This window comes from Saccharothrix isguenensis (assembly GCF_052936305.1).
In genome coordinates this window covers 6543152-6569973 of the sequence record NZ_CP193626.1, presented here as the reverse complement: position 1 = coordinate 6569973, position 26822 = coordinate 6543152, and the positions used below count along the sequence as shown (strand labels likewise).

Genomic DNA, 26822 nt, shown 5'->3' with positions numbered 1-26822 from the left:
GCACGTGGGACCTCGCCGAACGAGATAGTCTGAACGACCACGGCCGGCGAAGTGCAGCGTCGGCCGGGGTTGCCGTGCCCTCTGCACTCGAAGAGAACTTGGAGTAACCACGTGTCCAGCCCGCCGCGCGGAGAACTCGCCGCGCAGCTAGCACCCGTCGTGCGGGAAGTGGTCGAGGCTCTCGGCTTCGACCTCGAGCTGCTCGACGTGAACCAGGCTGGGCGTCGCAGGCTGGTCAAGGTGGTCGTGGACGGCGACGACGGGATCACGTCGGACGAGCTCGCGGTGACCGGCCGCGCCGTGTCCGCCGCGCTCGACGCCCACGAGCACCTGATCGCGGGGTCGTACACGCTCGAGGTCACCTCGCCCGGCGCGGACCGCCCGCTGACCAGGCCGCGCCACTGGAAGCGGAACCGGCTGCGCCTGGTGAAGGTCAAGCAGCCGGATCAGGTCGAGTGGTTCGGCCGGGTCGGCGAGGCCGACGACACCGGCGTCGTGCTGCTGGTCAAGGGCGAGCTGCGCCGCGTCGAGTACGAGACGATCGAGCGCGCCGTCGTCGAAGTCGAGTTCAAGCAGCCGCCGGTCGAAGAGCTCGCGCTCCTAGAAGGCAAGCACCTGAAGGAGGAGTCGGAGTGAACGTCGACATCGCCGCTCTCAGGGCGATCGAACGGGACAAGGACATCCCCTTCGACACGGTTCTCGAAGCCATCGAGACCGCCCTGCTGACCGCCTACAAGCACACCGAGGGCCACCACTCGCACTCGCGGGTGGAGATCGACCGGAAGAGCGGCCTGGTCCGCGTGCTCGCGCAGGACCTGAACCCCGACGGCACGGTGCTGGAGGAGTGGGACGACACCCCGGAGGGGTTCGGCCGCATCGCCGCCACCACCGCCCGGCAGGTCATCCTCCAGCGCCTTCGCGACGCCGAGCACGAGCGCACGTTCGGCGAGTTCTCCGCCAAGGAGGGCGAGATCATCGGCGGCGTGGTGCAGCGCGACGCCCGTGCGAACGCGCGCGGCATGGTCGTGGTGCAGGTCGGCGACACCGAAGGCGTGCTGCCGCCCGCCGAGCAGGTGCCCGGTGAGACCTACGAGCACGGCTCGCGGCTCAAGTGCTACGTCGTGGGTGTGTCCCGCGGCACGCGCGGCCCGCAGATCACGCTGTCGCGCACGCACCCGAACCTGGTGCGCAGGCTGTTCGCGCTCGAGGTGCCCGAGATCGCGGACGGCACCGTCGAGATCCCCGCGGTGGCACGTGAGGCAGGTCACCGTTCGAAGATCGCGGTCCGCACGTCGGTGGCCGGCGTGAACGCCAAGGGCGCGTGCATCGGCCCGATGGGCGCGCGGGTGCGGAACGTGATGAGCGAGCTGGCCGGCGAGAAGATCGACATCATCGACCACTCCGACGACCCGGCCACGTTCGTCGGGAATGCCTTGTCACCGGCGAAGGTTGTCTCTGTCAAGGTGCTCGACGAGCGCGCCAAGACGGCCCGGGTCGTGGTGCCGGACTTCCAGCTCTCCCTCGCCATCGGCAAGGAGGGCCAGAACGCCCGGCTGGCCGCCAGGCTCACCGGTTGGCGCATCGACATCCGCAGTGATGCGGAGGCCGGCGGGGCCGCTCCGGCGGGCGCATCGACATCCGGTTCGGCTGACTAGGCAACAGGGGATAGACTTCTCAGTGGTTCAACGTCGGGGATCGGAATTCGCGCACATCGGCCCGGTTCGTACGTGCATAGGGTGCCGCACTCGGACGTTGCCCTCCGAGCTGCTGCGCGTGGTGGTCGTGGACGGGACAGTGGTCCCGGACACGCGTCGACGGTTGCCTGGTAGGGGAGCATGGCTGCACCCCGATCCGGACTGCCTCCGCAACGCCGAGAAGCGACGGGCGTTCCCCCGGGCCTTCAGGGTCCAGGGGCCGCTCGACGTCGAAGGTGTGCGCGGTCACCTCGCGCAGTGTGGGAAGGAGGTCGCGGGATCGCCCCGTGACCAGCAGGAAGCAAGGAAGCAGGTCGACCCGTCATGAGTCAGCCGTGAAGCTGAAGACATGAACGCGCGACGTTAAGACGAGGTCGACGGGACTTGCCCGCCGGCCTCCCTCACAGAGGAGTGCAGTGGCAGGTAAGGCCCGCGTGCACGAGCTCGCCAAAGAGCTCGGAGTCACGAGTAAAGAACTGCTGACCAAGCTCGCCGATCAGGGCGAATACGTGAAGTCCGCGTCCAGCACCGTCGAGGCCCCCGTGGCCCGACGGCTTCGTGACGCTTACGCCAAGGGCGACGGCAAGGCCAAGCCGGCGGGCGCACGCCCGGCGGCGCCGAAGCCCGCGCCTTCGGCGGACACCAAGAGCGAGACGGCGACCCCGCGCCCGCCGGCCACCGCCGGCAAGCCCGGTCCGCGTCCGGTGCCCGGCCCCAAGCCGATGGCGCCGAAGCCGCCGGCGCCGAAGCCCGCCGCCACGCCGGAACCGGCCGCCCCGGCCGCTGCGCCCCAGCAGCAGCCCCAGGCGCCCGCCCCGGCCGCCGCGTCGGCTCCGACCCCGGCCCCGGCTCCCGCTCCGGCCGTCGCTCCCCAGCAGCCGCAGCAAGCACCGCCGCCGCAGCAGCAGCAGCAGGCGCCGAAGACGAGTGGCCCCGGCCCGCGTCCCGGCCCCCGCGCGACGCCGCAGCAGCAGCAGCCCGCCGCGGCGCAGAACCCCCCGTCCGTGGTCCCGCCGCGCCCGCAGTCTCCCAAGCCTGCCGGTCCGCGGCCCCCGCGTCCGGGCAACAACCCCTTCGGTGTCGGCGGTGGCGCTCCCGCGCCGCGTCCGCAGGCCCCGCGTCCGGCCACGCCCGGCGGCGGCGAGCGCCCGTCCGGTCCCAAGCCCGGTGACTCGCGTCCGGCCGGCCCCCGTCCGGGTGGCTCCGGCGGCGGTCCCGGCGGTCCTCGTCCCAACCCCGGCAGCATGCCGCCTCGGCCGAACCCGGGCATGATGCCCGGTCGTCCCGCTCCCCGCCCTGGTGGCGGCGGTGGCGGCGGCGGTCGTGGCCCCGGCGGTCCCGGTGGCGGCGGCGGTGGTCGCGGTCCTGGTGGCGGCGGTGGCGGTGGCGGTCGTCCTGGTGGTGGCGGCGGCGCCGGTGGCGGCTTCCGTCCTGGTGGCGGTGGTGGCGGCGGCGCCGGTGGCGGCTTCCGTCCCGGCGGCGGCGGTGGCGGCGCCGGTGGCGGCGGTGGCTTCCGTCCCGGTGGCGGCGGTGGCGCACCGGCCGGTGGTGGCGGCGGTTTCCGCGGTCGTCCCGGTGGTGGCGGTCCCGGTGGACGCGGCGGCGCCGCGGGCGCCTTCGGCCGTCCCGGTGGTCCGGCGCGTCGTGGCCGCAAGTCGAAGCGGCAGAAGCGCCAGGAGTACATGGACAACATGCAGGCGCCTTCGGTCGGCGGTGTCCGTCTGCCCAAGGGCAACGGCGAGTCGATCCGCCTGCCGCGCGGCGCTTCGCTGACCGACTTCGCCGACAAGATCAACGCCAACCCGGCCTCGCTGGTGCAGGTGCTGTTCCACCTCGGCGAGATGGTCACCGCGACGCAGTCGGTGTCCGACGAGGTCCTGGAGCTCCTGGGCTCCGAGATGAACTACAACGTGCAGGTCGTGTCCCCCGAGGAGGAGGACCGCGAGCTGCTGGAGACGTTCGACATCACCTACGGCGACGACGCCGGCGGCGAGGAGGACCTCCAGATCCGTCCGCCGGTCGTGACCGTCATGGGTCACGTCGACCACGGCAAGACGCGACTGCTGGACACCATCCGCACCGCGAAGGTGGCCGAGGGCGAAGCGGGTGGCATCACCCAGCACATCGGCGCCTACCAGGTGAACACGGAGCTCGAGGGCAACGAGCGCCTGATCACGTTCATCGACACCCCGGGTCACGAGGCGTTCACCGCCATGCGTGCGCGTGGTGCGAACTCGACCGACATCGCGGTCATCGTGGTGGCGGCCGACGACGGCGTGATGCCGCAGACGGTGGAGGCGATCAACCACGCCCAGGCGGCCAACGCGCCGATCGTGGTCGCGGTGAACAAGATCGACAAGGAGGGGGCCAACCCCGCCAAGATCCGTCAGCAGCTCACCGAGTACGGGCTGGTCGCCGAGGAGTATGGCGGCGAGACCATGTTCGTCGACATCTCGGCGAAGCAGGGCATCAACATCGACGGCCTGCTGGAAGCGATCCTGCTGACCGCCGACGCGTCGCTCGACCTGCGGGCCAACCCGGAGATGGAGGCGCAGGGCGTCGCCATCGAGGCGCACCTGGACCGCGGTCGCGGTCCGGTGGCCACGGTGCTGGTGCAGCGCGGTTCGCTCCGCGTGGGTGACTCGATCGTGGCGGGCGCCGCCTACGGTCGCGTGCGCCGCATGGTGGACGAGCACGGCGCGGACGTCACGGTGGCGACGCCGTCGCGTCCGGTGCAGGTCATCGGCCTCACCTCGGTGCCCGGCGCGGGCGACACGTTCCTCGTGGTCGAGGAGGACCGGGTGGCACGGCAGATCGCCGAGCGCCGCCAGGCCCGCAACCGCAACGCGATGAACGCCGCGAAGCGCAAGCGCGTCAGCCTGGAAGACCTCGACGCCGCGTTGAAGGAGACGAGCGCCCTCACCTTGATCATCAAGGGCGACAACTCGGGTACCGTCGAGGCCCTCGAGGACGCGCTGATGAAGATCGAGGTCGGCGACGACGTCGAGCTGCGGGTCATCCACCGCGGTGTCGGTGGCATCACCGAAGGCGACATCAACCTCGCCGTCGCGGGTAACGCCATCGTCCTGGGCTTCAACGTCCGGGCCGAGGGCAAGGCCACCGAACTCGCCAACCGCGAGGGCGTGGACGTCCGCTACTACACGGTGATCTACCAGGCGATCGACGAGATCGAGCAGGCCCTCAAGGGCATGCTCAAGCCGGAGTACGAAGAGGCACAGCTGGGCCGCGCGGAGGTTCGCGAGGTCTTCAAGTCCTCCAAGGTCGGCACGATCGCCGGTTGCCTCGTCATGTCGGGCGAGATCCGCCGCAACGCGCGGGCACGTCTGCTGCGCGACAACAACGTCGTCCAGGAGAACCTGCCGATCAGCTCGCTGCGGCGGTTCAAGGACGACGCGACCGAGGTCCGCGAGGGCTTCGAGTGCGGTCTGACGCTCGGCAACTACGGCGACCTCAAGGTCGGCGACATCATCGAGACGTTCGAGATGCGCGAGAAGCCGCGCGCCTGATCGTCTTCAGCCAGGTGCGGGGCCGTCCTGGTGGCGGCCCCGCACCCTTGACCACGGGTGATCATCTGTGTTCGTGGGTGCCCTTGAGCTGGACGTCCTGCTCGGCGACGTCCACTCGTTGAAGCAGAAGCGGTCCGTGGTGCGGCCCGTCGTGGCCGAGTTGCGGCGCAAGTTCGAGGTGTCGGTCGCCGAGGCCGGGCACACGGACCTGCACCGCCGTGCGCTGATCGGAGTGGCGGTCGTAGCGGCCGACGCCGAGCATGTGAGGGACGTCATGGCCGCCTGCGAGCGGCTGGTGGCCGGACGGCCCGAACTGGAACTTCTCTCCGCCCGCCACAGGTTGGTCGGGCCGGAGGACGACTAGCAATCGACGACAGGAGGGGAGCGCCGTGGCCGACCAGGCACGGGCTCGCAAGCTCGCCAAGCGGATCTCGCAGATCGTGGCTTCCGCCTTGGAGCACGAGGTGAAGGACCCGCGGCTGGCCCGCGTGACCATCACCGACACGAGGGTGACCGGCGACCTGCACGACGCGACGGTCTACTACACCGTGCTCGGCGAGCGGCTGGACTCCGAACCGGACCTCGCGGGCGCCGCGGCGGCGCTGGAGAGCGCCAAGGGCGTGCTGCGCACGATGGTGGGCCAGCAGACCGGTGTCCGGTTCACGCCGACGCTGGCGTTCGTCACCGACAACGTGCCGCAGGAGGCGCGTCGGATGGACGAGCTGCTGGCCAAGGCGCGTGAGTTGGACGCCGAGGTGGCGCGGATCGCGCACGGCGCGGAGCCGGCGGGCGAGCCCGACCCGTACAAGGCGCCGCGGGAACCCCAGGACGAGGACTAGCGTCCGAGCGGACCGGAGTTCAGGCCGACTAGCGTTCTCGTCGTGCACAACGACCCGAGCTTGTCCGACGACTTGGCCGCCGACCTCGCCGAGGCCGCCCACGTCCTGTCCACCGCCGCCGACGTCACGCTGTTGGCCCACGTGAACCCCGACGCGGACGCGTTGGGGAGTGCGCTGGCGCTGGGGTTGGCCCTGCACCGCCGCGGGGCGGTGGTCCGGGTGTCGTTCGGCGCGCCGGACGAGGTGCCCGAGACGTTGCGGGGCCTGGACGTGGCGGGCCTGCTCGTGCCCGCGTCCGAGGTGCCCGCCGCGCCGCCCGTGCTGGTGGCGCTGGACACGGGCAGTGTCGGGCGGCTCGGGCCGTTGGCCGATCGGGTGTCCACCGCCGGTGTGGTCGTGGTGGTGGACCACCACGTGTCCAACCCCCGGTTCGGGCACGTGAACGTGGTGGACGACCGGGCCGAGGCGACCGCGATCGTGGTGCTGCGGCTGCTGGACGAGCTGGGCGTGGAGCTGGACGAGCCGGTGGCGCGGTGCGTGTACGCGGGTCTGGTGACGGACACCCGGTCGTTCCGGCACGCGTCGGCGTCGACGCACGAGGTGGCGGCGAGGCTGCTCGCGGCCGGCGTGGACGGCGAGGCGGTGGCCCGGCCGCTGATGGACTCTCACCCGTTCGGGTATCTCGGCATGTTGGCGAAGGTGCTCGGCCGGGCGTGCCTGGAGCCGGACGCCGCCGGTGGGCTGGGGTTCGTGCACGCGGTGGTGACGTTGGAGGACGCCTCCGGGCTGCGGCCCGAAGAGGTGGAGAGCGTGGTCGACCTGGTGCGCACCACGGCCGAGGCAGAGGTGGCGGCGGTGCTCAAGGAGCTGCGGCCGTCGGCGTGGTCGGTGTCCTTGCGCGCGGTGAGCCGGGTGGACGTGCGCGAGGTGGCGCAGCTGCTGGGCGGCGGCGGCCACCGCATGGCCGCCGGCTTCACCGCCACCGGCTCCGCCGACGAGGTCCTGGCCGACCTGCGCGCCGCCCTGAACACCGTCGCCCGCGCCTGAGCGGCAACTCACACTGCCCGACCGGCAATCTCACACTGCCCGAGTGGCAAGTTCGCAGTGCCCGAGTGGAGGACTCGCGTGGTCGCGCGAGTCCTCCGGTCCGGCACCGCGACACTGCCGGTCGGGCACGCTGAGACTGCCGGCCGGAACTTCGGATGGGGGTTCGGTGGAGGAGCGGGTTCCGGCGCGGCGGGTGGTCGGGTTGGCGGCGCCGGCGCTGGTGGTGTTGGCGGCCGAGCCGCTGTACGTGCTGGTGGACACGGCCGTGGTGGGGCACCTCGGTGGGCTGCCGCTGGCCGGGCTGGCGTTGGGCGGCGTGCTGTTCACGCAGGTCGCCACGCAGCTGACGTTCCTGTCCTACGGCACCACCGCCCGCACCGCGCGGCTGTTCGGCGCGGGACGCCGGCAGGAGGCCGTGGAGGAGGGCGTGCAGGCGACGTGGCTGGCGCTGGCCGTCGGCGCGGTCGTGATCCTGCTCGGGCAACTGCTGGCCGGACCCGCCGCACGGCTGCTGGCCGGTGAGGGGGCCGTCGCCGACAACGCCGTCTCCTGGCTGCGGATCGCGTTGTTCGGCGCGCCGTTCGTGCTGGTCACGATGGCCGGCAACGGCTGGATGCGCGGGGTGCAGGACACCCGCCGCCCGCTGCGGTACGTGCTCGTCGGCAACGCCATCTCGGCCGTCCTGTGCCCGGTCCTGGTCCACGGCGCGCACTGGGGCCTGGAGGGCTCCGCGGTCGCCAACGTGATCGCGCAGGCGCTGTCGGCCGGATTGTTCTTCAAGGCGCTCCGCGCCGAGCGGGTGAGCCTGCGGCCGGACCGGCACCGGATGCGGGCCCAGCTGGGCCTCGGCCGTGACCTGGTGCTGCGCAGCCTCGCGTTCCAGGCGTGCTTCCTGTCCGCCGCCTCCGTGGCCGCACGCACGTCGGTCGGCGCGCTCGGCGCGCACCAGATCGTGCTGCAGCTGTGGACGTTCCTCGCGCTGGTGCTGGACTCGCTCGCCATCGCCGCCCAGTCGATCATCGGTGCGGCGCTCGGCGCGGAACGACGGGAGCAGGCCCGCCGGTTCGCCTGGCAGGTCACCGGGTACGGGCTGTGGTTCGGCGTGCTGCTCGGGGTGCTGTTCGCGGTGCTGTCCGGCCCGTTGCCCCTCCTGTTCACCACCGACCGGGCCGTGCTGGACGAGGTCCCGAACGCCTGGTGGTTCTTCGTGGCGTTGCAGCCGATCGCGGGCGTGGTGTTCGCGCTGGACGGCGTGCTGCTCGGCGCGGGCGACGCGAGGTTCCTGCGCACCGCGACGCTGGCCTCGGCGGCGCTGGGGTTCCTGCCGCTGGTGTGGGCGTCCTACGCGTTCGGCTGGGGGCTGGTCGGCATCTGGAGCGGGCTGTCCGCGTTCATGGTGTTGCGCCTGGTCATGGTGCTGGGGCGGACCCGGTCCGGCGAGTGGGCGCGGGTCGGCACGGTGTGGTGAGCGGCACCCCGGGAATTGTTAACAATAGGCAAGTGTTTCTCGATACTGGGAGTGCCGCCGCACGGAAGACCTAGGAGAACCGCCTTGCCGGTCGATCGCGCCACCAAGCAAGCGTGGCTGATCTGGTCAACCGCAGTCGCCGTCTACATCGCCGCCCTGTTCCACCGGACCTCGCTCGGCGTGGCCAGCCTGGAGGCGGGCGACCGCTTCTCCGTCGGACCCGCCGCGCTCGGCACGTTCACCGTGCTCCAGATCGGCCTCTACGCGCTGATGCAGATCCCCACGGGCCTGCTGGTGGACCGCTTCGGCCCGCGCCGCGTGCTGACCGCCGCCGCCCTGCTCATGGGCACCGGCCAGGTCCTGTTCGCGCTCGCCGAGTCCTACCCCGTCGGCCTGGCCGCGCGCGCCGTGCTCGGCATCGGCGACGCCATGACGTGGGTCAGCGTGCTGCGCCTCGCCGCCGCCCACTTCCCGCCACGCCGGTTCACCCTGGTCATGACGCTGTCGGCCGCGCTGGGCGGCGCGGGCAACATGATCGCCACGGTGCCGTTGACGCTCCTGCTGGACAACGTCGGCTGGACGGTGACGTTCCTGATCGCGGGCCTGGTGACGGCGCTGTACGCGGCGGTGATCGCGTGGCGGGTGCGCGAGGCGCCGGACGGCGTGCCGCAGCCGGTGGTCGAACCGGTGCCGCTGCGCGCGGTGGGAGGGAAGGTCAAGGACGCGTGGCGCGAGCCGAGCACGCGGCTCGGGTTCTGGGTGCACTTCACGTCGATGTCCGCCCCCGCGATGCTCGGCCTGCTGTGGGGGTTCCCGTACCTGGTCGAGGCACAGGGCCTGTCGTCCACGTCGGCGTCCGCGGTGCTGAGCACGCTGGTGCTGGTCGGGATCGTGTCCGGGCCGGTGCTGGGCACGGTGATCGGCGCGCGGCCGGTGTGGCGGATGCCGATCGTCGGCTCGTACCTGGGTGTGGCGCTGCTGTGCTGGACGGTGCTGCTGGGCTGGCCGGGCGGTGTGCTGCCGACGCCCGTGCTGTACGTGCTGTTCGGGACGTTGGCGGTGGGCAACCCGGTGTCCGGCGTGGCGTTCGCCCTGGTGCGCGACTACAACCCGCTGCACCGGGTGAGCACGGCGACCGGTGTGGCCAACGTCGGCGGGTTCGCCGCGATCACGTTCACCGCGCTCGCCGTGGGTGTGGTGCTGGACGTGGTCGAGCCGTTCGTGGCCGCACCGCAGGCGTACCGGCTCGCGTTCCTGTCCGTCGTCGCGGTGCTGCTGGTCGGGGTGTGGCGCACGGTCGTGTGGTGGCGCCGGGCGCGCGCCGCGGTGTTCGCCGCCGAGGAGCGGGGCGAGGCCGTGCCGGTGCAGTTGCGCCGCCGGCGCTGGGACGTGTTCGCGGGGGCGTAGGTCTTCGCGGGGGCACAGGTCGGCGAGGCCTAGGATCCCCGCCTGTGTCCGCAACTTCTCCCGCCCGTGCCCCCAGGCCGATCGTCCCCCCGGGTCTCGTCGTGATCGACAAGCCCGACGGCATGACCTCGCACGACGTGGTGGCCAAAGTCCGTCGCATCCTCGGCACCCGCAAGGTCGGGCACGCGGGCACGCTCGACCCGATGGCGACCGGCGTGCTGGTCCTCGGCATCGAGCGGGCCACGAAGCTCCTGGGCCACCTGGCGCTGGACAGCAAGGCGTACCTGTCGACGATCCGGCTCGGCTCGTCCACCACGACCGACGACGCCGAGGGCGAGGTGCTGTCGTCGGCCGACGCGTCCGCGGTGGACGAGGGCGCGATCCGGGCCGGGGTGGCGAAGCTGACCGGCGCGATCGAGCAGGTGCCCAGCGCGGTGAGCGCCGTGAAGATCGACGGCAAGCGCGCGTACGCGAGGGTCCGGGCCGGCGAGGAGGTGGACATCCCGGCGCGCCCGGTGACCGTGCACCGCTTCGACGTGCTGTCGGTCCGCCGCGAGGGCGACGCCACCGAGCTGGACGTGATGGTGGAGTGCTCGTCCGGGACGTACGTGCGTGCGCTGGCCCGTGACCTGGGCGCGGACCTCGGCGTCGGCGGCCACCTGGCGGCCCTGCGCCGCACCCGCGTCGGCCCGTTCGACCTGCGCGTGGCCAAGACCCTGGAGCAGCTGGAGGCCGCGCCCGGCCTGTCGCTGGACCTCGACGCCGCCGTGTCCGCCGCCTTCCCCCGCCGTGAGATCGCGCCACGCGAGGCGGTCGCGCTGTCGCACGGCCAGCGCCTGGCCGCCGGCGGGCTGGACGGCACGTACGGCGTCTTCGGCCCGGACGGCCACGTCGTGGCGCTGGCCAAGGACGAGGGCCCGATCGCCAAGCCGTTGGTGGTACTCACCCCCGCCGGTTAAGCCCTACGGTGGGTGCCATGGCGCGATGGGTGTGGCCGGCCGCGGCCGGCGTGGTGACCTCGGCCACGGGGGTGGCGGTCAACTCGGCCACCGATGCCGGCGCGAGCCCGTGGGCCTGGGTGGCGGTCGTGGTCCTCACCGCGCTGGGCGTGGTCGTCGCCGTGCGCCTGCAACCGGCGCAACCCCGGTCGCCGCGGGCGCCGATCACGGTCGCGGACAACGCCACCGTGAACAACAGCATCAGCGGCAACCTGACCGGTGACGTGGTGCAGGCCGTGCAGTCCGGCCCTGCCGGTCCCATCACCCTCGACTCCCAGGCCGGACGGGACGCGCGGGGCAACCCGTAGGCTTGCCCGCGTGCAACGCTGGCGAGGACTGGAACACCTACCGGGCGGCTGGGGCCGCTGCGTCGTGACCATCGGTGTGTTCGACGGTGTGCACCGCGGCCACCAGGCGTTGATCGACCGCGCGGTGCGGTTGGCCGACGAGCGCGGCGTGCCGAGCGTGCTGATCACCTTCGACCCGCACCCGTCCGAAGTGGTCCGGCCGGGCAGCCACCCGGCCCAGCTGACCAGCCTGCACCGGCGGGCCGAGCTGGTCGAGGGCCTGGGCGTGGACGTCTTCTGCGTGATCCCGTTCACCGCCGAGGTCGCGCGCACGCCCGCCGACGAGTTCGCGCACGAGGTGCTGGTCGACCGGCTGCACGTCGCGGCCGTGGTGGTGGGGGAGAACTTCACGTTCGGCCACAAGGCCGCGGGCAACGTGGAACTGCTGCGCGCGTTGGGCAAGCGGTTCGGCTTCGTCACGGAGGGGGCGGATCTCGTGACCGACGACGGGGTGACGTACTCGTCCACCTACATCCGGGCGTGCATCGACGCGGGGGACGTGGCGGCTGCCGCGCACGCGCTCGGCCGGCCGCACCGGCTGGAGGGGATCGTGGTGCGCGGCGACGGGCGCGGCAAGGAGCTCGGCTTCCCCACCGCGAACCTGTCCACCCCGCGGTTCGCCGCCGTGCCCGCCGACGGCGTGTACGCGTGCTGGTTCGTGCACGGCTCCGGGCGTCGCCTCAAGGCCGCCGTGAGCGTGGGCACCAACCCGACGTTCTCCGGCCGGGAACGCCGGGTGGAGGCGTTCGTGCTGGACGTGGACGAGGACTTCTACGGCCAGCGCGTGGCGCTCGACTTCGTGGACCGGCTGCGGGACATGGAGAAGTTCGACGGCGTCGAGCCGCTGCTGGCGCAGATGCACCGGGACGTGGCCGTGACGCGCGAACTCCTGACGGGCGCGGACGAAGCCTGACGAGTGGACCACCTGGGTGGAACCGGCCGTGCGACACCCGGCGACCTGGCAGTATGCCTTCCACGTCCGTCGGGTCAGGGAGAGGCGAAGGTGGAGGACCACAACATCGTCCAGCGCAATCTCGCGTTGCAGCGGGAGTGGTACGGCGAACCCCTCGGTGACCGGGTGCGCCGGCTGGTGGTCGCGTTCGGCGTCTCCCAGGCGCAGCTCGCGGACGTGCTCGGGATCAGCGCGCCCATGCTGAGCCAGGTGATGAGCGGTCGTCGGGCCAAGATCGGCAACCCCTCCGTGCTGGCCCGGATGATCATGCTGGAGCGCAAGGTCCTCACCCCCGACGTGGCCGGCGGCGCTCCCGAGGCGTTGCAGCGCGCGCTGGACGACGTGCGCCTGTCGAAACCGACCGTGAGCCGCGAGTCGCTGACCGTCAACGGGGCGGACGACGAGGCCGTGGTGTTCCCGTTCCTGCGCCGCGTGGCCGACCGCCGCGAGCTGTCGCAGGCCGCCGACGTGCTGGACGAGGACTTCCCGGCGCTGGCGGAGCTGCTGCGCCGCGCGGGCACGGGCCGCGACGCCTGAGCGCCGGCACGTGAGCCTGTTCTCCGCGATCTTCCCGCCCGTCGACGTCGTCGAGGAGCTGCACGACGCGCTCCGCCCGTTCCGCGCGGCGCACCCGGGGTTGCGCTGGCTGCACCCGGCCCGCTGGCACGTCACCGTCCGGTTCTTCGGCGACGCGGAGCCCGTCGACCCGCTCGCCGGCCTGGACCGGGTGTCCGCGCCGGTGCTGCGGCTGCGCGGCAGCGGCACGTTCCGGCAGGTGCTGTGGATCGGAGTGGACGGTCGGCTGGCCGAGCTGGGCGAGGCGGCCCGCGTCCCGCCGGACTGGCGCCCGCACCTGACGGTCGCCCGCGGCGCCGTGCTGCCGCACGTGGAGTTCACCGGTCGTGAGTGGACTGCGACGGAGGTCGCGCTGGTCCGCAGCCGTCCGGCGGAGGGCTACGAGGTGCTCGACCGAGTGCCCTTGAGCACGTCAGACGTGTAGGCCGCGACCACTGCTGGTAACCTCGACAGTTGGGTCTGGCTGCGGTCCGTGGCGGCCTGTACCGACTACCCCGCTCTCGCGGGGCCGCACGGCACTCACCAGTACAAGGAGTAACAAGCACGTGGCACTGACCACCGAGCAGAAGAAGACCATCCTCACCGAGTACGGCGTCCACGACACGGACACCGGTTCGGCCGAGGCCCAGGTCGCGCTGCTGAGCAAGCGCATCGCCGACCTGACGGAGCACCTCAAGAAGCACAAGCACGACCACCACTCGCGTCGTGGCCTGCTCCTGCTGGTCGGCCGGCGCCGCCGGCTGCTGAACTACCTCGCGAAGGTGGACATCCAGCGCTACCGGGACCTCATCGGACGGCTCGGCCTGCGCAGGTGATACGTGCCGAGGGGGAGTGACCACCACGGTCACTCCCCTTCGGTGTAATTGACGACAAAGACGAGGGAAGCACGCGCGGCGCACGGGACGACAGTTCGCCGGTCCTCGGTAGTGGCCTCCTGGTACGAAACCCAGGGGACTTCGATCGAAGACCGGCCTCGTCCGAACCGCGATCCCGCGCCCTGAGCGCGATGTGACCCGCATGACGAGGAGTACCTATATGACGATGGACATCGAGGTCCACGAGACTTCAGCCGTGATCGACAACGGTCGGTTCGGCACCCGCACCATCCGCTTCGAGACCGGTCGCCTGGCCCGCCAGGCGGCGGGTTCGGTCGTCGCCTACCTGGACGACGAGACGATGCTGCTGTCGGCGACGACGGCGTCGAAGCACCCCAAGGAGCACTTCGACTTCTTCCCCCTCACGGTGGACGTCGAGGAGCGCATGTACGCGGCGGGCCGCATCCCCGGCTCGTTCTTCCGCCGCGAAGGCCGCCCGTCGACCGACGCGATCCTGACCTGTCGCCTCATCGACCGGCCGCTGCGCCCGTCCTTCGTGGACGGTCTGCGCAACGAGATCCAGGTCGTCATCACGGTGATGAGCCTGAACCCGCAGGACCTGTACGACGTGGTGGCGATCAACGCCGCGTCCGCGTCCACGCAGCTCGCGGGCCTGCCGTTCTCCGGCCCCATCGGCGGCGTCCGGGTGGCGCTCATCGAGGGCCAGTGGGTGGCGTTCCCGACCCACGAGCAGCTGGAGAAGGCCGTGTTCGACATGGTCGTCGCCGGCCGTGTCGTCGGTGACGACGTCGCCATCATGATGGTCGAGGCCGAGGCCACCGAGAACGTCATCGACCTGATCGGCGAGGGCGCCCCGGCGCCCACCGAAGAGGTCGTGGCGGCGGGCCTGGAGGCCTCCAAGCCGTTCATCAAGGCGCTGTGCGACGCGCAGGCCCAGCTGGCGCAGGTCGCCGCGAAGGCCACCGGCGAGTTCCCGACGTACCCGGCCTACCAGCCCGACGCCTTCGAGGCCGTCGAGCAGGCCGCGTCCGGCGAGCTGGCCCAGGCCATGGGCATCGGCGGCAAGCAGGAGCGCGAGTCCCGCATCGACGAGATCAAGGCGTCGGTGCTGGAGAAGCTGGCCGAGCGCTTCGAGGGCCGCGAGAAGGAGGTCGGCGCCGCGTTCCGCTCGCTGACCAAGAAGCTCGTCCGCCAGCGCATCCTGCGCGACAAGGTGCGCATCGACGGCCGCGGCCTCACCGAGATCCGGTCGCTGTCGGCCGAGGTCGAGCTGATCCCGCGGGCGCACGGTTCGGCGCTGTTCGAGCGCGGCGAGACCCAGATCCTGGGTGTCACCACGCTGAACATGCTGCGCATGGAGCAGCAGATCGACTCGCTGTCCCCGGAGACGCACAAGCGCTACCTGCACCACTACAACTTCCCGCCGTTCTCCACCGGTGAGACCGGCCGCGTGGGCTCGCCCAAGCGCCGTGAGATCGGCCACGGCGCGCTGGCCGAGCGGGCGCTGATGCCCGTGCTGCCCAAGCGCGAGGAGTTCCCCTACGCGATCCGCCAGGTGTCGGAGGCGCTGAGCTCCAACGGCTCGACGTCCATGGGCTCGGTCTGCGCGTCCACGATGTCGCTGCTCAACGCCGGCGTGCCGCTGAAGGCGCCGGTCTCGGGCATCGCCATGGGCCTGGTGTCCGACGAGGTCGACGGCAAGACGGAGTACGTCGCGCTGACCGACATCCTCGGCGCCGAGGACGCGTTCGGTGACATGGACTTCAAGGTCGCCGGCACCAAGGAGTTCGTCACCGCGCTCCAGCTCGACACCAAGCTGGACGGCATCCCGTCCGAGGTCCTGGGCGCGGCCCTGGGCCAGGCGCGGGACGCGCGGCTGACCATCCTGGAGGTCATGGCCGAGGCCATCGACAGCCCGGACGAGATGAGCCCGTTCGCGCCGCGCGTGACGTCGGTCAAGATCCCGACCGACAAGATCGGCGAGGTCATCGGCCCGAAGGGCAAGATGATCAACTCGATCACCGAGCAGACCGGCGCCGACATCTCCATCGAGGACGACGGCACGATCTACGTCGGCGCGGCGGACGGCCCGTCGGCCGAGGCCGCGATCGACATGATCAACGCCATCGCGAACCCGCAGCTGCCGAAGGTCGGCGAGCGCTTCCTGGGCACCGTGGTGAAGACCGCGGCGTTCGGCGCGTTCGTGTCCCTGCTCCCGGGCAAGGACGGCCTGATCCACATCTCGAAGCTGGGCAACGGCAAGCGCATCAACAAGGTCGAGGACGTGGTCAACGTCGGCGACAAGCTCCGCGTCGAGATCGCGGACATCGACCAGCGCGGCAAGATCAGCCTCGTGCTGGTGAACGAGGACGCGGAGCAGGCCCCGGCCGGCGACGCGCCCGCGCAGGACACCGCACCCGCCGAGGCCGAGGCCAACGCGCAGTGACGACTGGCGTCAACGGGACGGCCGCGAGTGCTTCGAGCACTCGCGGCCGTCCGCTTACGCGGAGGCTCGGGCACCTGCAGAAGCCCGGCAGCACGGTGTCGCTGGAACGCGGTGACGCGGGCGTCGCCGTGCGCCGCAGCCTGCTGCCGTCCGGCCTGCGGGTCATCACCGAGCGCATCCCCGGCGTGCGGTCCGCGTCGGTCGGCCTGTGGGTGCAGGTCGGGTCGCGCGACGAGCGCACCGAGGTCGCGGGCGCCGCGCACTACCTGGAACACCTGCTGTTCAAGGGCACCGCGAACCGCACCGCGGCGGCGATCGCCGAGGAGATCGACGCGGTCGGCGGCGAGCTGAACGCGTTCACCGCCAAGGAGCACACCTGCTACTACGCGCACGTCCTCGACGAGGACCTGCCGCTGGCGATGGACCTGGTGTGCGACGTGGTGTTCGACGCGCTGTGCGAGCCGCGGGACTTCGAGACCGAGCGCGGCGTGGTGCTCGAAGAGATCGCCATGCGCGACGACGACCCGGAAGACCTGCTGCACGACGCGTTCCTCGACGCCCTGCTGGGCGAGCACGTGCTGGGGCGGCCGGTGCTGGGCACCGAGCAGTCCATCGGGGACATGGACCGCGACGCGCTGTTCGGCTTCTACAAGAAGCGCTACACGCTGCCGCGGATGGTGCTCGCGGTGGCGGGCAACATCGACCACGCGCACGTGATGCGCCTGGTGCGCAAGCAGATCGGCGACCGGCTGGACCGCGTCGGCACGCCCGTCGCGCCGCGCGCCGGCCGGGCCCGCATCCCGGGCTCGCGCAAGCTGGTGCTGCACACCGACGACACCGAGCAGGCGCACCTGATGCTGGGCGTGCGCGGGCTGGACCGGCACGACGAGCGCCGGTTCGCGCTCAACGTGCTGAACGCCGCCCTGGGCGGCGGCATGAGCTCGCGCCTGTTCCAGGAAGTCCGGGAACGGCGCGGTCTCGCGTACCAGGTGTACTCGTCCGTGGGCCTCTACGCGGACGCGGGCACGTTGTCGGTGTACGCGGGCTGCCAGCCGGACCGGCTCGGCGACGTGGCCGGCGTGATCCGCGACGTGCTGTCCACAGTGGCCCGTGAAGGGCTCGGCGACGCGGAGGTGGCCCGCGGCAAGGGCCAGCTGCGCGGCGGGCTCGTGCTGGGCCTGGAGGACACCAGCTCGCGGATGTCGCGCATCGGCAAGAACGAGCTGAACTACGGCGACTACCTGTCCGTGGAGCAGACGCTGGCGCGCATCGACCAGGTCACGCCGGAGGAGGTCGCGGCGTTGGCGCGGGACTTGCTGCGACGCCCCGTCGCCGCCGCCGTGGTCGGCCCTTACGCTCACGCCGACGATCTGCCGCCCCAGGTGCACGAGGTGATCTCTTGACTCCCCAGCCGACTCCGGCCGAACCACTCCGCGTAGGCGTCATCGGTGCCCGTGGCCGCATGGGCGCCGAGGTGTGCCGTGCGGTCGAGGCCGCGCCGGACATGGAAGTCGTCGCGATGGTCGACGCGGGCGACTGGCTGTTCAACCTGGCCGACGCCGGGGCCCAGGTCGTGGTCGACTTCACCAGCCCCGACGTGGTGATGGACAACATCCGGTTCTGCGTGGACAACGACATCCACGCCGTCGTCGGCACCTCCGGGTTCGACGCGCAGCGGCTCGGCACGGTCGCCGAGTGGCTGGAGCCGAAGCCGGAGCTGGGCGTGCTGGTCGCGCCGAACTTCGCCATCGGCGCGGTGCTGTCCATGCGGTTCGCCGAGCTGGCCGCCCCGTACTACGAGTCGGCCGAGGTCATCGAGCTGCACCACCCGCGCAAGGTGGACGCGCCGTCGGGCACCGCCGCGCACACCGCCCGGCTCATCTCCCAGGCGCGCGAGGCGGCGGGCGTCGACCCGATGCCGGACGCGACGACCCAGGAGGCGCCGGGCGCGCGCGGGACGCTCGTGGGCGACGTGCGGGTGCACTCGTTGCGCGTGGCCGGGCTGATCGCGCACCAGGAGGTCGTGTTCGGCACGGAGGGCGAGACGCTGACGCTGCGGCACGACTCGATGGACCGCAAGTCGTTCATGCCGGGCGTGCTGCTGGCCGTGCGGTCGATCGCCGAGCACCCCGGTCTGTCCGTCGGCCTCGACAAGTACATGGACCTCTGACCAGGTGCTCATGAGGACCCCGCCCCGATGAAGGCCCCGCCCCGATGAAGACCCGCACCGTCGCATTCCTGATCACCGCCGCGCTGGCGGTGTACTTCGTGCTGCTCGGCGGCCGCGCAGTGGTGCTGCTGGGCACCGGAGACCCGGTCGGCATCGGCCTGGGCGTCGGTGTGCTGATGCTGCCGCTGATCGGCGCGTGGATCGCCTGGACGAACCTGAGGTTCGGCTTCACCACCGAGCGGATGGCCCGGCAGCTCGACGCGGAAGGTGGCCTGCCGGACACCTCCGGGCTGCCGCGCCGTCCGTCCGGACGGGTGGACCGGGAGGCCGCCGACGCGTGGTTCGAGGAGCGCCGGGCCGACGTGGAGTCGCGGCCGGAGGACTGGCGGGCGTGGTTCCTGCTGGCCCAGGCGTACGACCTGGCCGGTGACCGGAGCCGGGCGCGCGACACCATGCGGAAGGCCATCGCCCTCTACGGCTGAGCCTCACCTGGGGGTACTTGTCACACGTCCGGGTGGTTCGAGGTGCGGCCATCCGGGCGGCCGGGTAGTCGGTTGGGCATGGACCGTGCAGCGGTGGACCGCCTCTACGACTGTGACGTGCTGGACCGGCACGGCCGGCCCATCGGACCGGTCGCCGGACTGTGGCTGGCCGACGGCCGCCCGCTGTGGGCCGCGGTGCGCAGGGACAGCGGGGTCGCGCTGGTGCCGATCCGCGGCGCCCAGGTGCGCGACCGGCGGCTCGTCGTGCCGGTGGAGAAGCGCGAGGTCGACGACGCGCCGCGAGTCGACGGGCCGGAGCTGTCCGAGGCGGAGCAGGCGGAGTTGCACGACCACTACGGGCTGAGGGTGCCGGAGCAGCGCTTGGTGCGCCACGAACGCGGCGGGACCCCTCCCGGCGTCACTGGAGCCACCAACCGGCCACCGCGGCGGGTGACGCGGCCAGCACGCTGAACCGGGCGAACCGGCCGATCATGCCGGTGGAGATGAACAGCCAGGACGACATGCCCGCCAGTCCCGCCAGCACGGTGGTGAACATGAACGGCGGCAGGCCCAAGACCGAGCTGACGGCGTGCGTGCCGAACATCCAGCGCGGGTGCCGCTGACAGCGCAGCCGCACCCACTCCATCCGCGTCTTCCACTTCTGCCGCCACGGCGACAACGGCTCGGCCTTCTCCTTGCGCTTCAGGAACGCCGGCAGGTGCAGCGAACCGCGTGCGGCGAGGAAGTACAGCATCTTGCCCAGCACCTGGCCCAAGGCCACCACGAGCCCGATCCACCACCACGAGATGCCCGGCTGCTGGGTCACCAAACCGATCACGAAGATCTCGATGCTGATCAACGGCAGCATCGCGGAGCCGAACGCGACTCCGAACGTGAGGCACAACCACCCGAGCACTCGGCCGAGGCTACTCGTGCCGTCAGGGCGCCAGTAGTAGTGCCAACCCCCCAGTCACCCTTATCTCGCGCAACGGCCGCCCGCCGGCGTCCAGGGTGCGCACCGTGCCGTCCGGCTCCCACTCGGCCTTGCCGTAGAAGCCGATCGAGGCCTTGTCCGCCTCGGGCACCCACGCGACACCCCTCGTCGCACCCGCTCCACGCAGGTGTTCGGTCGCCGTGGCGAGCAGCCGCCCGCCGTGCCCGCGCCGGCCCCAGCGGGGCTCCACGAGCACGCTGACCAGCGCCGTCGTCCCGGCGTCGGCGGGCAGGGAGCCGTCCGCGTGCGCCACTTCCTCCTCGGGGGCCTTCCCGGCCGTGCAGAAACCGACCGTCCACCCGCCCTCGGCGGCGACGAACACCTGACCGCGCTCGACCGCCTCGGACCACGCCTGAGCGGTCTCGTCGACGTCGATCGCCTGGAGGACTTCGCCCGGCACGAGGTCCGCGTAGGCGGCCCGCCAGGTGTCTCGGTGGATTCGGGCGATCTCCGCCACGTCTTCGGGTCGCGCGGTGCGCACTGTGGCATCGGCCATGTCGTGAACCCTAGTGGCGGAAATCCGCGTGTCCCGCGGGGTGCCACGTGACAGCGTCAGCGACGTGCGTTGGGCGGCGTTGGGCATCGTGTACGTGGTTTGGGGTTCCACCTACCTCGCGATCAAGTTCACCATCGAGTCGATGCCACCGCTGCTCTCGGGCGGATCGCGGTTCCTGCTCGCCGGGGCGGTGCTGGCGCTGCTGGTGGCGTGGCGGGGCGGCCTGCGGATGACGCGGCGGCAGTTCGGCTCGGCGGTGCTGCTGGGGTTGCTGCTGCCGGCCTGGGGCAACGGGCTGGTGGTGCTGGCCGAGCAGTCCGTGGCGTCGGGGCTGGCGGCGCTGCTGGTGGCGTCCGTGCCGCTGCACGTGGTGCTGATGCGGCGGTTCACCGGGGAGCGCCCGCCTCCGGTGACGTACGCGGGCGTGGCCCTCGGGCTCGTCGGGTTGGGCGTGCTGGTGCTGAACGACGTGGGCGACTCGTCGTGGTGGGGGCCGTGGGTGGTGCTGCTGGCGGCGTTCGGGTGGGCGCTCGGGTCGTTCCTCAGCTCCAGGCTGGACACGCCCGCGAACCCGTTCGCGCTGTCGGCGGTGGAGATGCTGGCCGGCGGCACGGCGTTGACGGTGGTCGGCCTGCTCGCCGGTGAGCGGGTGTCGTTCGAGGCGATCACCACGTCCTCGTGGGTGGCGTGGGGGTACCTGGTGGTGTTCGGGTCGCTGCTGGCGTTCAGCTCGTACGTGTACGTGCTGGGGCAGCTGCCGGTGTCGACCGTGGCGACCTACGCGTACGTGAACCCGGTGATCGCGGTGGTGCTCGGGGTGTGGCTGGCCGGGGAGCGGTTCGGGGTGTTCCAGCTGCTCGGGGGCCTGCTGGTGGTGCTGGCGGTGGTCCTGGTCGTGCGGGCCGAGCGACAATGTCGGACCTGAGTGGGAGTATCCCGCCGTGCAGAAGATGAGCGCAGACGTCGCCCGCCGCACCGCACTCGGCGCGCAGGGTTTCGCCGACGCCCGGCCCGCCGCCGCGCCGACCCGCAGGCACCTCCAGAAGGTGCTGTCCCGGGTGCGGCTGTTGCAGCTGGACTCCGTCAACGTGGCGGTCCGCGCGCACTACATGCCGTTGTTCAGCCGGCTCGGGGCGTACCCGCTGTCGCTGGTGGACGAGGCGGCGTGGTCGCACAGCGCGCGCCGGCCGCGGCTGCTGGTGGAGTCGTGGGCTCACGAGGCGAGCCTGGTACCGGTGGAGGACTGGCCGCTGTTCCACTCGGGGGCCAAGCGTGACGGCTGGTGGAAGAACTACACCCAGGTCGCCGAGCGCTCGCCGCAGCTCCTGGACGACATTCTGGCGGTGGTGAAGGAGCTGGGGCCGATCGGCGCCGGTGCGACCGAGAAGGCGCTGGCCGGCGGCGGGCAGCGGGCCAAGGACCACTGGGGGTGGAACTGGTCCGAGGTCAAGCAGGTGTGCGAGTACCTGTTCGGCGCGGGCGTGCTGACGACGGGGTCGCGGCGCAGCTTCGAGCGGCTGTACGACCTGAGCGAACGGGTGCTGCCGCCGGAGGTGCTGGCCCGGCGGCTGTCGATCTCGGCCGAGGAGGGCTCGCGGGAGCTGGTGGCGCGCGCCGCCACGGCCTTGGGCGTGGCGACCGAGCCGGACCTGCGCGACTACTACCGCCTCCAGCCCGCGCGCAGTCGGCAGGCCGTGGCGGAGCTGGTCGAGGAGGGGGTGCTGGAGCCGGTCGAGGTGCAGGGCTGGGGCGTGCCCGCGTACCGGCACGTCGAGGCCCGCGTGCCGCGCCGGATCACGGGGCGAGCGCTGCTGTGCCCGTTCGACCCGCTGATCTGGGAGCGGGCCCGGACCGAGCGGATCTTCGACTTCTTCTACCGGATCGAGATCTACGTGCCGGCGTCGAAGCGGGTGCACGGCTACTACGTGTTCCCGTTCCTGCTGGACGGGGAGCTGGTGGGCCGGGTCGACCTGAAGGCGGACCGGGCCGCGGGAGTGCTCCGCGTGCAGGGCGCGTACTCGGAGCCGACCGCGGACGTCGGCCGGGTCGCGGTGGAGCTGGCGGCCGAGCTGCGCCACATGGCCGACTGGCTGGAGCTGGACACCGTCGAGGTCGTGCCCCGCGGCGACCTCGCGCCGGCCCTCGCGGCAGTGACTCGCTGAAGCACCGCGGCGCGCGCGTCGGGGGTGCGCACGCCGCGGCTGGTCTCAGCTCGTCGCCGCCGTCACCAGGGCGGTGCCGCTGCCGGTCCGGCCGGTGATGAAGAGGGACGCCTCGCCCTCCGGCGGGGTGTCCGAGACGGCCAGTTCGCTGCGCGCCGACCCGGAGCTGGACACCAGGTCGACCTGCGCCGCCACACCGGACCGCACGCCCACCCGGACGTCACCGGAGCCGGTGCCCAGCTGGATCCGGCCGGACGCCGCGTCGGCGACCGTGACGTCACCGCTGCCCGTCCGCACCTGCACGTCGTCCTGCACGGCGCCCAGCCACACGTGGCCGGTGCCGGTGTGGAGCACGGTGTTCCCGCCGACGGACGACACCTCGATGTCGCCGCTCCCGGTCTTCGCCCGCAGCCCGCCCGACATCGGACCGAGCCGCACCTTGCCGGAACCCGAGTTGACCTGCGACGACGCGTCCGCCCGGTCCACCGTGACGTCACCCGTGCCGGTCTGGATCTCCAGCCGCCCGGCGGCGCCCGTCACGGTCACGTCCGCCGACCCCGCCTTGGTGATCACGTGCGACCCGACCGGCGCCCGCACGGTGACGCCCAACGGCACCGCCCGCAACGGCAGCGCCTTGGACGACTGCACCTTCAGCCGCGTGCCGGACATCTCCACGCGAGCGTCCCGCACGGCCTCCTCCGGGCCGGCCGGCTGGGCGCCGGCGTTGCCGAACTGGTCGTTCACCCAGGTCAGCAGGCCGGACAGGCCCGCCGTCCACGACTCGCCCTGCGACGGGTCGTGCTTCACCTCGACGTGCACGCCCGGCTCGTCCACCAGGTGCACGCGCACCCGGCCGGCGATCAGCGCGACGTCGATCTCCGCCACACCTTCGACCTCGAAGCTCTGCTGACGCACGACATCCGTTTCCACGATTCCCCCTCAGCCCTGGACCCAGCCGCGCACGCGGGAGGACGACGAGCCGCCGTCCCCCTGGTCCTTCGGCGGTCCCCAGTGCTTGTGACCGCCACCGGGACCGCCCCTGCGCCCGCCGACCGCGCCCTGCACGGCCTGGGCCACGAACGTGTTCAACGACATGCCCTGGGCGGAGGCGGCCTGTTCGGCCTTGGCCTTCAGCTCGTCCAGCAGCCGCAACGTGACGCGCGTGGCGTCACCGGCGGCGGGCCGGGGAACTTCCCGCGGCTCGGGTTCGGGTTCCTCCCGAGCGGACGCGCCGGTGACGACCACCTGCACGTCCCGTCCGTCCAACCGCACGTCGACGACGGGGCCGTCGAGGGCCGCGGTGACCTCCGCGGCCAGGTCGGACAGCGCGTTCATGAGTGCGAGCCGCGCGGCGGGCTCCAAGGCTGCGGACAGCAGGGCCGCGGTGCGCCGGGTGTTGTCATCCCCGGCGGACGCGGCCGTCGCGAGGTCCTCGCGCAGTGCTGCGATGTACGGCGACAGATCCATGACACCACCATGACGTCAAAACTGACGTTCGTCAAGGAACCCGTGATGTCGCCATGACGGCACAAGGCGGCACGACGGCGTCGGTGGCGACACGAGCGCGGCAGGCGGCAGCGATCGGCATGGCGAATGGACGCGCGCCGATCGGCCGAACAGAGGCGCGTGGCTCGGCTTCGGAGAGGCTTCGGTTAGGGTTCGGGCCATGGCTGAGACGGTGGCGCCTAAGGTGCAGTTGATCGCGAAGACGGAGTTCTTCCCCCCGGACGGCGTCCCGTGGTCCACCGACGCCGACGGCGGCGAGGCGCTGGCCGAGTTCGCGGGCCGCGCCTGCTACCAGTCGTGGACCAAGCCGAACCCGGCCACCGCCACGAACTCCGGCTACATCAAGCACATCATCGAGGTCGGCCACCTCTCGGTGCTGGAGCACGGCTCGGTCACCTTCTACATGACCGGCATCTCCCGCTCCCTGACGCACGAGCTGATCCGGCACCGGCACTTCTCGTACTCGCAGCTGTCCCAGCGGTACGTGCCCGAGCGCAACGCCGCCATGGTCGAGCCGGACGTCATCGCGAACGACCCCGAGCTGCACGAGAAGTTCCTCGCCGCCGCGCAGGCCAGTGTCGAGGCCTACAACGAGCTGCTGAAGGGCCTGGAGGAGAAGTTCTCCGACGTCCCCAGCGCCACCCTGCGCCGCAAGCAGGCCCGTCAGGCGGCCCGCGCGATCCTGCCCAACGCCACCGAGACCCGCATCGTGGTGACCGGCAACTACCGCGCCTGGCGGCACTTCATCGCCATGCGCGCCACCGAGCACGCCGACGTGGAGATCCGCGCCCTGGCCGTGGAGTGCCTGCGCCAGCTCCAGAAGGCGGCGGCCAACGTGTTCGCCGACTTCGCCGTCTCCACCCTGTCCGACGGCACCGAGGTCGCCTCCAGCCCGCTGGTCACCGAAGGCTGACGACCGGTGAAGCGGCTGATCGTCGACGTCCGGCCGGGTGAGTACACGGTCGCCCGGCTGGCCGCGGACGCGCCGGTCCCGGCCGGGCTGCTCGACGCGCCCGGTCTCGTGTCCGTGACCAGGACGCCCGACGAGCTGTCCGTCGTGTGCCCGAGCGAGGTGGCCCCGCCGGCGGAGACCGCGCAGCCCGGTTGGCGGCTGCTGACCGTGCGCGGCCCGCTGGAGTTCACGCTCACCGGGATCATGGCCGCGCTGTCGGGCGAGCTGGCCGCGGCGGGTGTGAGCTTGTTCGCGTTGTCCACATACGACACGGACCACCTGCTGGTGAAGGCTGGTGACCTGGCCCGCGCGGTGCAGGCGCTGCGAGCTTCCGGGCACGAAGTCACGAAACCGTGAAACCGGACCGGGTTCCGGCGGGTCTGAAGTAGCGTCCGCCCGGTCCGCGGTCGGGTTTCGAGGAGTGACGGTGACTGGTCCCCAAGGTGTGAGCACCCAACCCCGCGTCATCGCGGGCAGGTACACCCTGCTCGCCGAGCTGGGGCGCGGCGGCATGGGCGTCGTCTGGCGCGCCCAGGACAACGTGATCGGTCGCCAGGTCGCGATCAAGGAGCTGCACCTGCCCGACGGCATCGCGCCCGAGGAGCGCCGGGTGCTGGAGGAGCGGGTGCTCCGCGAGGCGCGCACCGCCGGCCGGCTGAACGACCCCGGCGTGGTCACGGTGTTCGACGTGGTCGCCGAGCACGGCACGAACTACATCGTGATGGAGCTGGTCGAGGCGCCCACGCTCTCCACGCTGATCAACGCGCACGGCCCGATGCCGCAGGAGCGGGTCGTCGCCATGGCGGTCCAGGCGCTGTCCGCACTGGACTCCGCGCACCAGGCGGGCATCGTGCACCGGGACGTGAAGCCCGGCAACCTGATGGTCACGCCCGCCGGCCGGGTGAAGCTGACCGATTTCGGCATCGCCCAGGCCGTGGACGACCCGCGGCTGACCACCGCCGGCAGCCTCATCGGCTCGCCCGCCTACATGTCGCCGGAACGGATCCACGGCCACGAGGCGTCGCCCGCCTCCGACCTGTGGGCGTTGGGCGCGACCCTCTGCTACGCCGTGGAGGGCGTCAACCCGTACGAGCGCACGTCCACCGCGTCCACCCTGCACGCGATCATGAACGAGATGCCCCGGCTGACCAGGGCGCACGGCGCGCTCGGCGCGGTGATCACGGGCCTGCTGATGCCCGACCCGAACGCCCGGCTCACCGGCCCGCAGGCGCGCGCCATGCTGGAACGCGCCGCCGCCCAGCCGACCCCGCCGACGGGGTTCGGCGTGCCGCCGAACTCGACCATGCACTACACCGCGCCGACCGCCGTGCGGAAGCCGTGGCTGAAGAACGCGCTGATCTCCGGCGGCGTGCTGGCCGCGGTCGCGCTGCTGGTCGCGGGCGTGTTCCTGGGCCGGTGGATGTTCACCGACGGCCCGCCCGCCGCGATGGCCGAGTCGATCACCTTCGGATCCGAGGGCACCATCGCGGCGAGCCAGTTCGAGCTGCGCGAGGGGCAGTGCGGCGACAACTTCGTCGAGCAGGACATCACGGTGAACGCCACCTCCTGCGAGAAGCCGCACCGGGTCGAGGTCTACGCGGCCGGCTCGCCGTTCGGCTCCTCGGACAAGCGCGCCTACCCCGAGGGCGAGTGGATGAGGGAGTACGCGGAGCGCTTCTGCACGCTGCACTTCATGTCCGACCGCGTCCCGGTGGAGGACAAGGCGGACAAGTTCCGTTACGTCGCCGTGGTGCCGACGGCGAAGGAGTGGAAGGCCGACCCGAGCGATTCGGACGACAAGGGCAGCCGTGAGGTGTTCTGCGTGCTGTGGAACGCGGACAAGACCGCGTTGTCCGAACAGGTGTACGCCGAGTAGGGGTGGAGTCGGCCCCGAGTAGGCACTGTCGTCGCAGGTTGCGGAGG

Annotated in this window: 29 protein-coding genes; 25 read left to right on the top strand and 4 right to left on the bottom strand. The window is 71.9% G+C overall.

Annotation, left to right across the window (positions count from 1 at the left end):
* Positions 1–111 precede the first annotated feature (111 nt).
* From rimP to ACRAKI_RS29255, 20 genes are all read left to right on the top strand, one after another.
* Complete coding sequence (rimP, locus tag ACRAKI_RS29350) at positions 112–636, top strand: ribosome maturation factor RimP (protein WP_447003726.1); 525 nt, start codon at positions 112–114, stop codon at positions 634–636.
* A complete protein-coding gene (gene nusA, locus ACRAKI_RS29345) occupies positions 633–1655 on the top strand; it encodes a transcription termination factor NusA (protein ID WP_447003725.1) in 1023 nt (340 codons plus the stop codon). The genes rimP and nusA overlap by 4 nt, the downstream gene beginning before the upstream one ends.
* Positions 1597–2022: a YlxR family protein gene (locus ACRAKI_RS29340; protein ID WP_447003724.1), complete on the top strand. Its 426-nt coding sequence runs from the start codon at positions 1597–1599 to the stop codon at positions 2020–2022. The genes nusA and ACRAKI_RS29340 overlap by 59 nt, the downstream gene beginning before the upstream one ends.
* Before the next feature lie 88 nt (positions 2023–2110).
* Complete coding sequence (gene infB, locus ACRAKI_RS29335; RefSeq protein WP_447003723.1) at positions 2111–5221, top strand: translation initiation factor IF-2; 3111 nt, start codon at positions 2111–2113, stop codon at positions 5219–5221.
* Between the two features lie 67 nt (positions 5222–5288).
* A complete protein-coding gene (locus ACRAKI_RS29330; RefSeq protein WP_447003722.1) occupies positions 5289–5585 on the top strand; it encodes a DUF503 domain-containing protein in 297 nt (98 codons plus the stop codon).
* A gap of 25 nt (positions 5586–5610) precedes the next feature.
* Positions 5611–6060, top strand: coding sequence for a 30S ribosome-binding factor RbfA (rbfA, locus tag ACRAKI_RS29325; protein ID WP_447003721.1), 450 nt, complete (start codon positions 5611–5613; stop codon positions 6058–6060).
* 60 nt (positions 6061–6120) lie between these two features.
* Positions 6121–7107, top strand: a complete 987-nt coding sequence (locus ACRAKI_RS29320; RefSeq protein ID WP_447008553.1) for a DHH family phosphoesterase — start codon at positions 6121–6123, stop codon at positions 7105–7107.
* A 166-nt stretch (positions 7108–7273) separates the two neighbouring features.
* The gene (locus tag ACRAKI_RS29315; protein ID WP_447003720.1) at positions 7274–8575 is read left to right on the top strand and encodes an MATE family efflux transporter; all 1302 of its coding nucleotides are present in this window, start codon (positions 7274–7276) and stop codon (positions 8573–8575) included.
* 84 nt (positions 8576–8659) lie between these two features.
* A complete protein-coding gene (locus tag ACRAKI_RS29310) occupies positions 8660–9982 on the top strand; it encodes an MFS transporter (RefSeq protein ID WP_447003719.1) in 1323 nt (440 codons plus the stop codon).
* A gap of 101 nt (positions 9983–10083) precedes the next feature.
* The gene (truB, locus tag ACRAKI_RS29305) at positions 10084–10941 is read left to right on the top strand and encodes a tRNA pseudouridine(55) synthase TruB (protein WP_447003718.1); all 858 of its coding nucleotides are present in this window, start codon (positions 10084–10086) and stop codon (positions 10939–10941) included.
* A 17-nt stretch (positions 10942–10958) separates the two neighbouring features.
* Positions 10959–11288: a hypothetical protein gene (locus tag ACRAKI_RS29300; protein ID WP_447003717.1), complete on the top strand. Its 330-nt coding sequence runs from the start codon at positions 10959–10961 to the stop codon at positions 11286–11288.
* A 10-nt stretch (positions 11289–11298) separates the two neighbouring features.
* Positions 11299–12240 carry a bifunctional riboflavin kinase/FAD synthetase gene (locus ACRAKI_RS29295; protein WP_447003716.1) on the top strand — a complete coding sequence of 314 codons (942 nt, stop codon included), beginning with the start codon at positions 11299–11301 and terminating at the stop codon, positions 12238–12240.
* A gap of 90 nt (positions 12241–12330) precedes the next feature.
* Entirely contained in the window at positions 12331–12816 is a 486-nt protein-coding gene (locus ACRAKI_RS29290) for a helix-turn-helix domain-containing protein (protein ID WP_447003715.1), read from the top strand.
* Between the two features lie 10 nt (positions 12817–12826).
* Positions 12827–13279, top strand: coding sequence for a 2'-5' RNA ligase family protein (locus ACRAKI_RS29285; protein WP_447003714.1), 453 nt, complete (start codon positions 12827–12829; stop codon positions 13277–13279).
* A gap of 121 nt (positions 13280–13400) precedes the next feature.
* Positions 13401–13670, top strand: coding sequence for a 30S ribosomal protein S15 (gene rpsO, locus ACRAKI_RS29280; RefSeq protein ID WP_447003713.1), 270 nt, complete (start codon positions 13401–13403; stop codon positions 13668–13670).
* Between the two features lie 202 nt (positions 13671–13872).
* Complete coding sequence (locus ACRAKI_RS29275; protein ID WP_447003712.1) at positions 13873–16137, top strand: polyribonucleotide nucleotidyltransferase; 2265 nt, start codon at positions 13873–13875, stop codon at positions 16135–16137.
* 95 nt (positions 16138–16232) lie between these two features.
* Positions 16233–17540, top strand: a complete 1308-nt coding sequence (locus ACRAKI_RS29270; RefSeq protein ID WP_447003711.1) for a M16 family metallopeptidase — start codon at positions 16233–16235, stop codon at positions 17538–17540.
* Entirely contained in the window at positions 17537–18307 is a 771-nt protein-coding gene (gene dapB, locus ACRAKI_RS29265; protein WP_447003710.1) for a 4-hydroxy-tetrahydrodipicolinate reductase, read from the top strand. Before ACRAKI_RS29270 ends, dapB begins: the two co-directional genes overlap by 4 nt.
* A 44-nt stretch (positions 18308–18351) precedes the next feature.
* Positions 18352–18789: a hypothetical protein gene (locus tag ACRAKI_RS29260; protein WP_447003709.1), complete on the top strand. Its 438-nt coding sequence runs from the start codon at positions 18352–18354 to the stop codon at positions 18787–18789.
* A gap of 78 nt (positions 18790–18867) precedes the next feature.
* On the top strand, positions 18868–19260 hold the full coding sequence (locus tag ACRAKI_RS29255; RefSeq protein WP_447003708.1) for a hypothetical protein: 393 nt from the start codon (positions 18868–18870) through the stop codon (positions 19258–19260).
* Here the strand turns inward: ACRAKI_RS29255 and ACRAKI_RS29250 are convergent.
* On the bottom strand, positions 19208–19705 hold the full coding sequence (locus ACRAKI_RS29250) for a hypothetical protein (protein WP_447003707.1): 498 nt from the start codon (positions 19703–19705) through the stop codon (positions 19208–19210). The two genes, ACRAKI_RS29255 and ACRAKI_RS29250, sit on opposite strands and share 53 nt — an antisense overlap.
* 22 nt (positions 19706–19727) lie before the next feature.
* On the bottom strand, positions 19728–20279 hold the full coding sequence (locus ACRAKI_RS29245) for an N-acetyltransferase family protein (RefSeq protein ID WP_447003706.1): 552 nt from the start codon (positions 20277–20279) through the stop codon (positions 19728–19730).
* A 28-nt stretch (positions 20280–20307) separates the two neighbouring features.
* Here ACRAKI_RS29245 and ACRAKI_RS29240 point away from each other — a divergent pair, with 28 nt between their 5' ends.
* Positions 20308–21204 carry an EamA family transporter gene (locus ACRAKI_RS29240; protein WP_447003705.1) on the top strand — a complete coding sequence of 299 codons (897 nt, stop codon included), beginning with the start codon at positions 20308–20310 and terminating at the stop codon, positions 21202–21204.
* Positions 21205–21229: 25 nt separating this feature from the next.
* Positions 21230–22441, top strand: coding sequence for a winged helix-turn-helix domain-containing protein (locus ACRAKI_RS29235; protein WP_447003704.1), 1212 nt, complete (start codon positions 21230–21232; stop codon positions 22439–22441).
* Between the two features lie 45 nt (positions 22442–22486).
* On the opposite strand, the gene ACRAKI_RS29230 is transcribed toward ACRAKI_RS29235, so the two are convergent.
* Both ACRAKI_RS29230 and ACRAKI_RS29225 read right to left on the bottom strand, forming a co-directional pair.
* Positions 22487–23374, bottom strand: a complete 888-nt coding sequence (locus tag ACRAKI_RS29230; RefSeq protein WP_447008552.1) for a DUF4097 family beta strand repeat-containing protein — start codon at positions 23372–23374, stop codon at positions 22487–22489.
* 6 nt (positions 23375–23380) lie between these two features.
* Positions 23381–23908, bottom strand: coding sequence for a toxin-antitoxin system HicB family antitoxin (locus ACRAKI_RS29225; RefSeq protein WP_447003703.1), 528 nt, complete (start codon positions 23906–23908; stop codon positions 23381–23383).
* Positions 23909–24107: 199 nt separating this feature from the next.
* Here ACRAKI_RS29225 and thyX point away from each other — a divergent pair, with 199 nt between their 5' ends.
* The 3 genes from thyX (at position 24108) to ACRAKI_RS29210 (ending at position 26775) form a co-directional block, all read left to right on the top strand.
* Complete coding sequence (gene thyX, locus ACRAKI_RS29220) at positions 24108–24860, top strand: FAD-dependent thymidylate synthase (RefSeq protein ID WP_447003702.1); 753 nt, start codon at positions 24108–24110, stop codon at positions 24858–24860.
* Between the two features lie 6 nt (positions 24861–24866).
* Complete coding sequence (locus ACRAKI_RS29215) at positions 24867–25256, top strand: ACT domain-containing protein (protein WP_447003701.1); 390 nt, start codon at positions 24867–24869, stop codon at positions 25254–25256.
* Between the two features lie 70 nt (positions 25257–25326).
* Positions 25327–26775, top strand: a complete 1449-nt coding sequence (locus ACRAKI_RS29210; RefSeq protein ID WP_447003700.1) for a serine/threonine-protein kinase — start codon at positions 25327–25329, stop codon at positions 26773–26775.
* The last annotated feature ends 47 nt before the right edge of the window (positions 26776–26822 follow it).